Annotated in this window: 7 protein-coding genes; 3 read left to right on the top strand and 4 right to left on the bottom strand. The window is 46.3% G+C overall.

The window, feature by feature from the left end; genetic code table 11:
* The first annotated feature begins 419 nt into the window (after nucleotides 1–419).
* A complete protein-coding gene (locus tag QUB61_RS21190) occupies nucleotides 420–689 on the top strand; it encodes a helix-turn-helix transcriptional regulator (protein WP_333128012.1) in 270 nt (89 codons plus the stop codon).
* 163 nt (nucleotides 690–852) lie between these two features.
* Here QUB61_RS21190 and arfB read toward each other — a convergent pair whose 3' ends face one another.
* Together arfB and QUB61_RS21180 are read right to left on the bottom strand one after the other, a co-directional pair.
* Entirely contained in the window at nucleotides 853–1,266 is a 414-nt protein-coding gene (gene arfB / locus QUB61_RS21185) for an alternative ribosome rescue aminoacyl-tRNA hydrolase ArfB (protein WP_333049207.1), read from the bottom strand.
* Nucleotides 1,267–1,485: 219 nt separating this feature from the next.
* Nucleotides 1,486–1,956, bottom strand: a complete 471-nt coding sequence (locus QUB61_RS21180; protein ID WP_333128010.1) for a restriction endonuclease — start codon at nucleotides 1,954–1,956, stop codon at nucleotides 1,486–1,488.
* A 352-nt stretch (nucleotides 1,957–2,308) separates the two neighbouring features.
* Here QUB61_RS21180 and QUB61_RS21175 point away from each other — a divergent pair, with 352 nt between their 5' ends.
* Complete coding sequence (locus tag QUB61_RS21175; RefSeq protein WP_333128008.1) at nucleotides 2,309–3,793, top strand: alpha-amylase; 1,485 nt, start codon at nucleotides 2,309–2,311, stop codon at nucleotides 3,791–3,793.
* Between the two features lie 161 nt (nucleotides 3,794–3,954).
* Here the strand turns inward: QUB61_RS21175 and gnd are convergent, their stop codons facing one another.
* On the bottom strand, nucleotides 3,955–5,409 hold the full coding sequence (gene gnd / locus QUB61_RS21170; protein ID WP_333128006.1) for a decarboxylating NADP(+)-dependent phosphogluconate dehydrogenase: 1,455 nt from the start codon (nucleotides 5,407–5,409) through the stop codon (nucleotides 3,955–3,957).
* Nucleotides 5,410–5,832: 423 nt separating this feature from the next.
* Here gnd and QUB61_RS21165 point away from each other — a divergent pair, with 423 nt between their 5' ends.
* Nucleotides 5,833–6,255, top strand: a complete 423-nt coding sequence (locus QUB61_RS21165; RefSeq protein WP_333128004.1) for a hypothetical protein — start codon at nucleotides 5,833–5,835, stop codon at nucleotides 6,253–6,255.
* A gap of 240 nt (nucleotides 6,256–6,495) precedes the next feature.
* Here the strand turns inward: QUB61_RS21165 and QUB61_RS21160 are convergent.
* A partial coding sequence (locus QUB61_RS21160; protein WP_333190097.1) for an ABC transporter ATP-binding protein occupies nucleotides 6,496–7,382 on the bottom strand: 887 nt, incomplete at its 5' end.

The following is a 7,382-nucleotide window of genomic DNA, read 5'->3' as shown; positions in this document are numbered from 1 at the left end:
GAAAGCACTTTTTGGTGTCTTGACCGGAGTAACGTAGCTATTGGCTGAGACTGGCTATCTCTCACCAAATGCACTGGCTGTCCAGTGTTGTTTAGTGTTTAGCCGATAGCAAAGTAGAAGTTTTGGTCTCGATATTTGATACAATCTTGAGCTGGCCACTCCTGTGAGGTCGATCGGCCTTTTACATAGCACCTCCTTCTCGGCGTTGAGGGAAAGGGGCTTGAGTCATGCGCCCAAGCCCGGAAAATACTAAGGGTATGCAGGCATAATGGGTAGAAACTACAAATAAGGCAGCTCGCTAAACCAAAGCGTTTCCACCGTCCGGCTAAAGGAGCCGCCTTTGTGTTGTCTCTATCTTTAACAAGGATACTTGTAAACAACTCGGTTGTCAACAAGTTTGCTTGTAAATTTCCTATGATATGCCCCGAAAGAAACAAACTCAAGAGTCCAAAGATATACCAGCACTGCAAATCTTGCGGGAGGCTGTTGGTTTATCGCAATCCGCCTTAGCCAAACAAATTCCCGACAAAACCCGCACAAAAACCCTAAGCCAACAAGCAATCAGTAACTGGGAGCGAGGACTAGACCAACCAGAACTGACCATTGCTCAAATGAAAGCTCTTTGCAAAGCTTTGGGAAAAACGCTTAACGATTTGCCTGACGACTTAGGCCCACCAAATCCTGACTGACAACTAAAAACTCAAAAAGCCCGATCGACCTTTCATATCATGTCCGATCGATTGACCATAATATCCCGGCAGGGCGGGTTTTTGAGATTGGAGATTGTTGGCAGATATTGTTGGTGAACCCGCCCCTACAAAAATCGCGGTCGCCCGATCGACCTTTCATCCCTCAATCCGTAATTTTCGCTCTCAGAGCCTTAATCTGCCCTCGCTTGGTTTTGCTGTCGAGACGCTTGCGCTGGGAACTACGAGTCGCTTTGCTGGGTTTGCGCCTTTTCGGTATGACGATCGCACTTTTAATCAGTTCTTGCAGCCGTCTCAAAGCCTCTTCCCGGTTTTGTTCCTGGCTGCGGTGTTCCTGCGCTTTGATGACAATCACACCTTCGGAAGTGATGCGCTGGTCGTTGATTTGCAGCAAACGCTCTTTGTAGCGATCGGGCAATGAGGAAGCTGGGATATCAAAGCGCAAGTGAATAGCACTCGCCACCTTATTTACATTTTGCCCCCCCGCGCCTTGAGAGCGAATCGCACTAATCTCGATTTCGCGATCGTCTATGAACACTGTATTAGAAATTTGTAGCATGATTCAACAGTGAGATTAATGATACAGGTCGATCTCGCTTGTCTGCGGAGGCGGACGAAAGTTTGACTCTATGCAGCGATTTCAAGATCCGAATAATGCACTTAGCTTAGTATATAGCTATCCTAAATCATTTGTGAATTTCTTACTCCCTCCCCTTAGTAAGGGGAGGGCTGGGGTGGGGTAAAAAATTTACGGCTCCTGCAAGGATTGCTATATAAGTTATTTACAATTCTTAGCTAGCAGGATGAATTCGATTAGTTTTTTTCGATCCCATAACTCTACGTCGTTAGATTTAGCAAGATTGTAAGCGTTTTCTGTAAATCGGTTGTTGGTGATGACTCTGCCTTTATTTCCTTTGTAATGTCTGACGGCTCCTGCTACTTCTTGAACTGCTTTAATCCCAACTGGATTTTTGCTTCTTTTAGCTTGAACGACGGTTTGCGAGCCATCCTTGTATAAAATTAAATCCGCCCCATAATCTTGACTATCTTGAGTTAAAGTAACACTATAACCAAAGTTTATAAAATGGACATATAGAAAATTTTCAAACTCTTTTCCCGTCATTTCATCCACTTCCAGAATACCACTGTCTAATAAACGCTTTTTTTCCTCTTCTTCTTTCAATGTATCCAATACCGCTACCGCAATAACACCGAAAACGGCAGCGGCTCTTACTATAAAAGGTTTCATAAAAAAATTACATTTATTTTAAAGGATTAGTTATGATTGTACCAGATTTGCTGAGTATAGTTATCTACTAAGATCGCAAGTAAGCTCGCAAGCACATTGCGATCTTACTTACTGATTCTTTTAGATTCCAGATCTTGGACTGGGGCTTTTTGTCTGCACTCAAGTTCAATTATGGTTCAAAGAGTCAGGCGAAAGTCAACGGATTTTAGATTAGAGAACTGCAACAAAACTTTGATCGCACCCAAACCTGAGTTTTAGCAAAAATTACTGCGATTCATACAGTGACAATTGGCAAGGCTGTAGCCTAAGATAGGCTTAAATTATCAGTACGATCTCAAGGCAAGGGTGAAAAATGGCAGATGTCAACGGCACGATGATGCAATATTTCCACTGGTACATGGACGATCGGGGAACCCTGTGGGATGAGGTGAAAAACCAAGCGAAAGAGTTGGCAGATGCGGGTTTTAGGGCAGTGTGGCTGCCCCCAGCTTACAAAGGAAGTGGCGGGCAAAGCGACGTTGGATATGGGGTTTACGACTTATTTGATTTGGGAGAATTCGACCAAAAAGGTTCACTGCGCACCAAATATGGTACTAAGCAGCAATATTTGGATGCGATCGCAGCCCTGCACAAATCTGGGATCCAAATCTATGCCGATGTAGTTATCAACCACAAAATGGGTGCAGATGCAGCAGAGATATTTAAGGCAACTCCTTTTCCTCAAAACAATCGGCTAGATCCCAAAGGTGGGTTGCAAGGAATCAAAAGCTACACCAATTTTAACTTTCCCGGACGCCAAGGTAAATATTCCCAATTTGAATGGCACTGGTGGCATTTTGACGCAGTAGACTACAACGAGTACAATAAAGACGATCGCGGTACAGTCTATTTAATAGAAGGGAGAACTTTTGATGACTATGTTGGCCTAGAACATGGCAATTTTGCCTATTTAATGGGGTGCGATATAGATTTCCAGGATCGATGGGTACGAGATGAAATTACACGGTGGGGTAAGTGGTATCTCAACACAACAGGTGCCGACGGTTTTCGTTTAGATGCCATCAAACACATATCGTCTTGGTTTTTTCCGCAATGGTTGGATGAATTGGAGCGATATGTCGGCAAAGATTTGTTTGTTGTCGGTGAGTATTGGGCACCAAATATCGATATCCTGCACTGGTATGTCGATTCAGTTAAGGGCAAAATGTCAGTTTTTGACGTGCCGCTGCATTACAACTTTCATTACGCAAGCAAACAGGGTGGTAACTACGATATGCGGCGCATCTTAGACGGTACAATGATGCAGCAGCGACCGACTCATGCAGTAACGTTTGTCGAAAACCACGACTCTCAACCGCTGCAAGCACTTGAATCTGTTGTAGAACCCTGGTTTAAACCTCTTGCTTATGCGATTATTTTATTGCGAAAAGAAGGTTATCCCTGCGTTTTCTACGGCGATTATTACGGTGCAGAATATGAAGATTGGGGGCGTGATGGCAATCGGTATAAGATTTTTATGCCCTCTCACCGATCGCTAATTGACAAGTTTCTCCAGGCTCGCCAACACTTCGCCTACGGCCCTCAATATGACTATTTCGATCATTGGAATACAATTGGCTGGACAAGATTGGGCGATGGGCAACATCCACAGGCAATGGCAGTAATTATGAGCGACGGCCCGGAGGGTTTCAAGTGGATGGAAGTTGGTAAACCTCGTGCTAAGTTTGTGGATTTAACAGGGCATATTCAGGAACCTGTTTCTACTAACGAGTCGGGTTGGGGCGAGTTTCGCTGTCTAGGCGGTTCAGTATCCGTGTGGGTTCAAGAAAAAGATTAGTTGGCAGTAATCTCATGGTCTAAGCTAATCCGCATTTAAATTGCATGGTAAAATAAATTTTTCCTCTTGTGGGGTGGGCATCCTGCCCGCCCTCAACATACAATTTAAATGCACAACAGCTTATTTGTAAGGTGCGCCGAAACGCACCCTACAAAAATTAATTAGTCCGTACTACCAGTTTGCAGCGACTCTTTAGCAGTCTGCGTCCACTCTGAGTGGAAGAATTCGCCGCGCGGTTTGTCGGTGCGTTCGTAGGTGTGAGCCCCGAAATAATCGCGCTGAGCTTGCGTGAGGTTTTGCGGCAATCTTTCGCGCCGGTAGCTGTCGAAATAGTCCAGCGAGGCGCTAAAGGCTGGCACTGCAATCCCCAGCGTGCTAGCAGTAGCCAATACCTCCCGCCAAGCTGATTGGCGATCGAGAATGCTCTGTTTGAACTCCGGCGCTAACAGCAAATTTGGCAGCTCGGGATCGTCCTTAAAAGCTGTTTTAATCTTGTCCAAAAATCCAGCCCGAATAATACAGCCACCCTTCCAAATTCGGGAAATTTCGCTCAAACTCAAGTCATAGTTGTACGACTTCGAGGCCGCGCTCAACAGCGCCATGCCTTGCGCGTAGGAGCAAATCTTCGAGCAGTAAAGCGCATCCCGGACTTTGTTCACAAACTCTTTAGTATCGCCTTCGTACTTGCCGCTAGGCCCCGTCAGTTGTTGGGAAGCTTTGACGCGCTCTGCCTTATAAGAAGACATGATTCTCGCATTCACAGCAGCGATAATTGTGGGAATGCTCACGCCCAATTCCAAAGCACTCATTACAGTCCAGCGGCCCGTGCCTTTCTGACCCGCTGCGTCCATAATTACCTCAACTAAGGGTTGCTTAGTTTCCGGGTCGTTGAACTTGAAAATGTTAGCCGTAATTTCAATCAAAAACGAGTTGAGTTCGTCTGTGGTATTCCATTCGGCAAAAACTTCCTGCAACTGCTGGCCGTTCAATCCACCAACGTTTTTTAGCAAATCGTAGGCTTCAGCAATAAGCTGCATATCCCCGTACTCAATGCCGTTGTGAACCATCTTCACGTAGTGGCCGGCACCCCCAGGGCCGATGAACGTGACGCAGGGGCCGTCATCTACTTGAGCCGCAATTTTGGTGAGAATTGGCTCTAGTAGGCCGTAAGCAGCGTGGGTGCCACCGGGCATCAAGCTAGCACCATTCAGCGCGCCTTCTTCGCCGCCGCTGATGCCCATGCCGACAAATCCCAGTCCCATCGATTCTAAATCTTTGGTGCGGCGTTCGGTGTCGTCGTATAGCGAGTTGCCGCCGTCAATAATCATGTCGCCCGGTGACAGCATGGGTTTGAGCTGGTCGATTACCGCATCTACGGGTTTCCCAGCTTGCACCATGACTAAGATTCGGCGCGGGGTTTCTAGGGCATCGACGAATTCTGTCAGAGTCTTGGCGGCTACAATGTTCTTGCCGGGGGCGCGTAGGGCCATGAAGTCGTCGGTTTTGGCTGCTGTGCGGTTGTACACAGCCACGGAGAAGCCTCTGCTTTCGACGTTGAGCGCTAGGTTTTCGCCCATCACTGCTAGACCGATTAAACCAAAATTTTGCTTTGTCATGCTAATAATTCGCTGGTTCCGCTTGAGGATAGATTGGCGAGAGAGGAAAGCGAGGCGGGTTGTACCGCTTTCCTCTGGATGAAATGTCAGAGGGTAGACGCATCAGGTTTAACCTCACATCCTGCACCGTTGTCAATAAGCCTTTCATGGGCGGGCTCTTCGGCCCAACCCCTACTCGCCACAAGAAAATTTACTCTTTGTGGAACAGGCTTCTTCCCTGTTCTTGAGCATGGTGCAAGATGTCAGTTTAATTGTATGTTTATATGCTAAAAATTGATGTTTGGTGAATCAGTAGGGTTTTTTTAAGATTTAAGGGATATTAAAGAGATCGGCGGGTGATAATAAAGCAGATATTAAGCCGATCGCAGTAACGATAGATACAAACAAGCGGACATTTAGAGGAAAATTTAGGAGACTGTAACTATGGAAGATTTGCAGTATCTCGCGGCCTGGGTGAAGGAGCAACACGCTCGCGAGTATATTTTGACTTGGCTACTGAGTCAACAGGGGCTGTGGTGGTCTGATGGGGACATTTATCAGGCGGTTGTGCAAAAGTCGGGAAAGCTTTTGAAAGCTTATGTTCAAAAAAGGCAAGCGGGAGAGTTATTTGAGGGAATTTCTGAGAAGTTGGTGGGAGATGATAATTGGGATGATTTGGTGCTGAGTTTAGGGCGAATTGTTGCTGTTTATCAAGAGGAATTGCTGAAGCTGCAAGAGCGCGATCGCCGGGGGGATGGGCTAAAAAAAAATTTGATTAGCCAACCGTTGACAGCAGATGCTTTGTCGCTTTTGGAAGTGCAGCAAGCTTTGCCCGATCCTGATGCGGATACGCTGACGGGGAGATAATTAGTCATTAGTCATTAGTCATTAGTCATTAGTCATTAGTTATTAGTTATTAGTTATTGGTGATGGCTGTGAGGACGGAAGCAGAAAGGGCGATCGACACTTACAAATGAAGGCAGAAGGCTGAAAACTAATAACTAAATGACTGCTGACTAATGACTGCTGACTAATGACTGCTGACTAATGACTGCTGACTAATGACTAATGACTAATGACTGCTGACTAATGACTAATGACTAATGACTAAATATAGCTGCTAGCTTGACGGGTAAACATCGAGCAGTAAATTCCGTTTGATGCTATCAATTCGTCGTGAGTTCCTATTTCTGCTATTTTACCGTTTTCCATGACGGCGATACGATCGGCTATTTTTGCTAATCCCAATCTGTGACTGATGACTATGGTTGTTTTCCCGGCGGCTATTTGGCGGAAGATGCTGTAAATTTCGTGTTCTGTCTTGGGGTCTAGGGCGGCGGTTGGTTCGTCAAAAATGAGCACTTCGGCTGTAGAAAGCCGCATTAAGGCGCGGGCGATCGCAATTCTTTGCCACTGTCCCCCCGATAAGTCTATGCCGTCTTCTAATTGTTTCCCCAACGGTGTCTCTAAACCTGCGGCAAGACTATTGACTTTTGCGCTAATTCCTGCTTCGGAAATAGCTTCATTAATTGCAGTGTCATCTGATAGTGAAAGCAAGTCGCCGAAACCGACGTTTTCGCGGACTGTGGAGGGGAAACGGGCGTAATCTTGCATAACGACGGCGATGCGCGATCGCACGTATGCTAGAGAGTACGATCGCAAATCTTTGCCGTTCCAGGCGATCGTACCGCTTGTCGGGTCGTACAGGCGGCCGAGGAGTTTGCCAAGGGTTGTTTTACCCGCGCCATTTTCACCAACAAGCACTAGCATTTCACCCGGATTAATGGTTAAGTTGATATCTTCAACCGTGCTTTTATTGCTACCGGGATAGCAGAAAGATAAATGCTTAATCTCGATGCCAATTTTATCTTTTGTGGCACGGGCATCTTGCCCGTGACTTGGTAATTGACTTGTGGGACGGGCATCTTGCCCGTGACTTGGTAATTGACTTGTGGGACGGGCATCTTGCCCGTGACTTGGTAATTGACTTGTGG

The sequence above is a fragment of the Microcoleus sp. C2D2 genome, from assembly GCF_036702495.1.
Lineage (GTDB): Bacteria > Cyanobacteriota > Cyanobacteriia > Cyanobacteriales > Microcoleaceae > Microcoleus.
This window is presented reverse-complemented; position numbering and strand designations above follow the sequence as displayed.

Excerpts from the sequence above, each read along its gene's own strand:
- QUB61_RS21180 (WP_333128010.1), bottom strand. The coding sequence starts at position 1,956 with ATGAAACCTTTTATAGTAAGAGCCGCTGCCGTTTTCGGTGTTATTGCG.
- arfB (WP_333049207.1), bottom strand. The coding sequence starts at position 1,266 with ATGCTACAAATTTCTAATACAGTGTTCATAGACGATCGCGAAATCGAG.
- QUB61_RS21165 (WP_333128004.1), top strand. The coding sequence starts at position 5,833 with ATGGAAGATTTGCAGTATCTCGCGGCCTGGGTGAAGGAGCAACACGCT.
- QUB61_RS21190 (WP_333128012.1), top strand. The coding sequence starts at position 420 with ATGCCCCGAAAGAAACAAACTCAAGAGTCCAAAGATATACCAGCACTG.
- gnd (WP_333128006.1), bottom strand. The coding sequence starts at position 5,409 with ATGACAAAGCAAAATTTTGGTTTAATCGGTCTAGCAGTGATGGGCGAA.
- QUB61_RS21175 (WP_333128008.1), top strand. The coding sequence starts at position 2,309 with ATGGCAGATGTCAACGGCACGATGATGCAATATTTCCACTGGTACATG.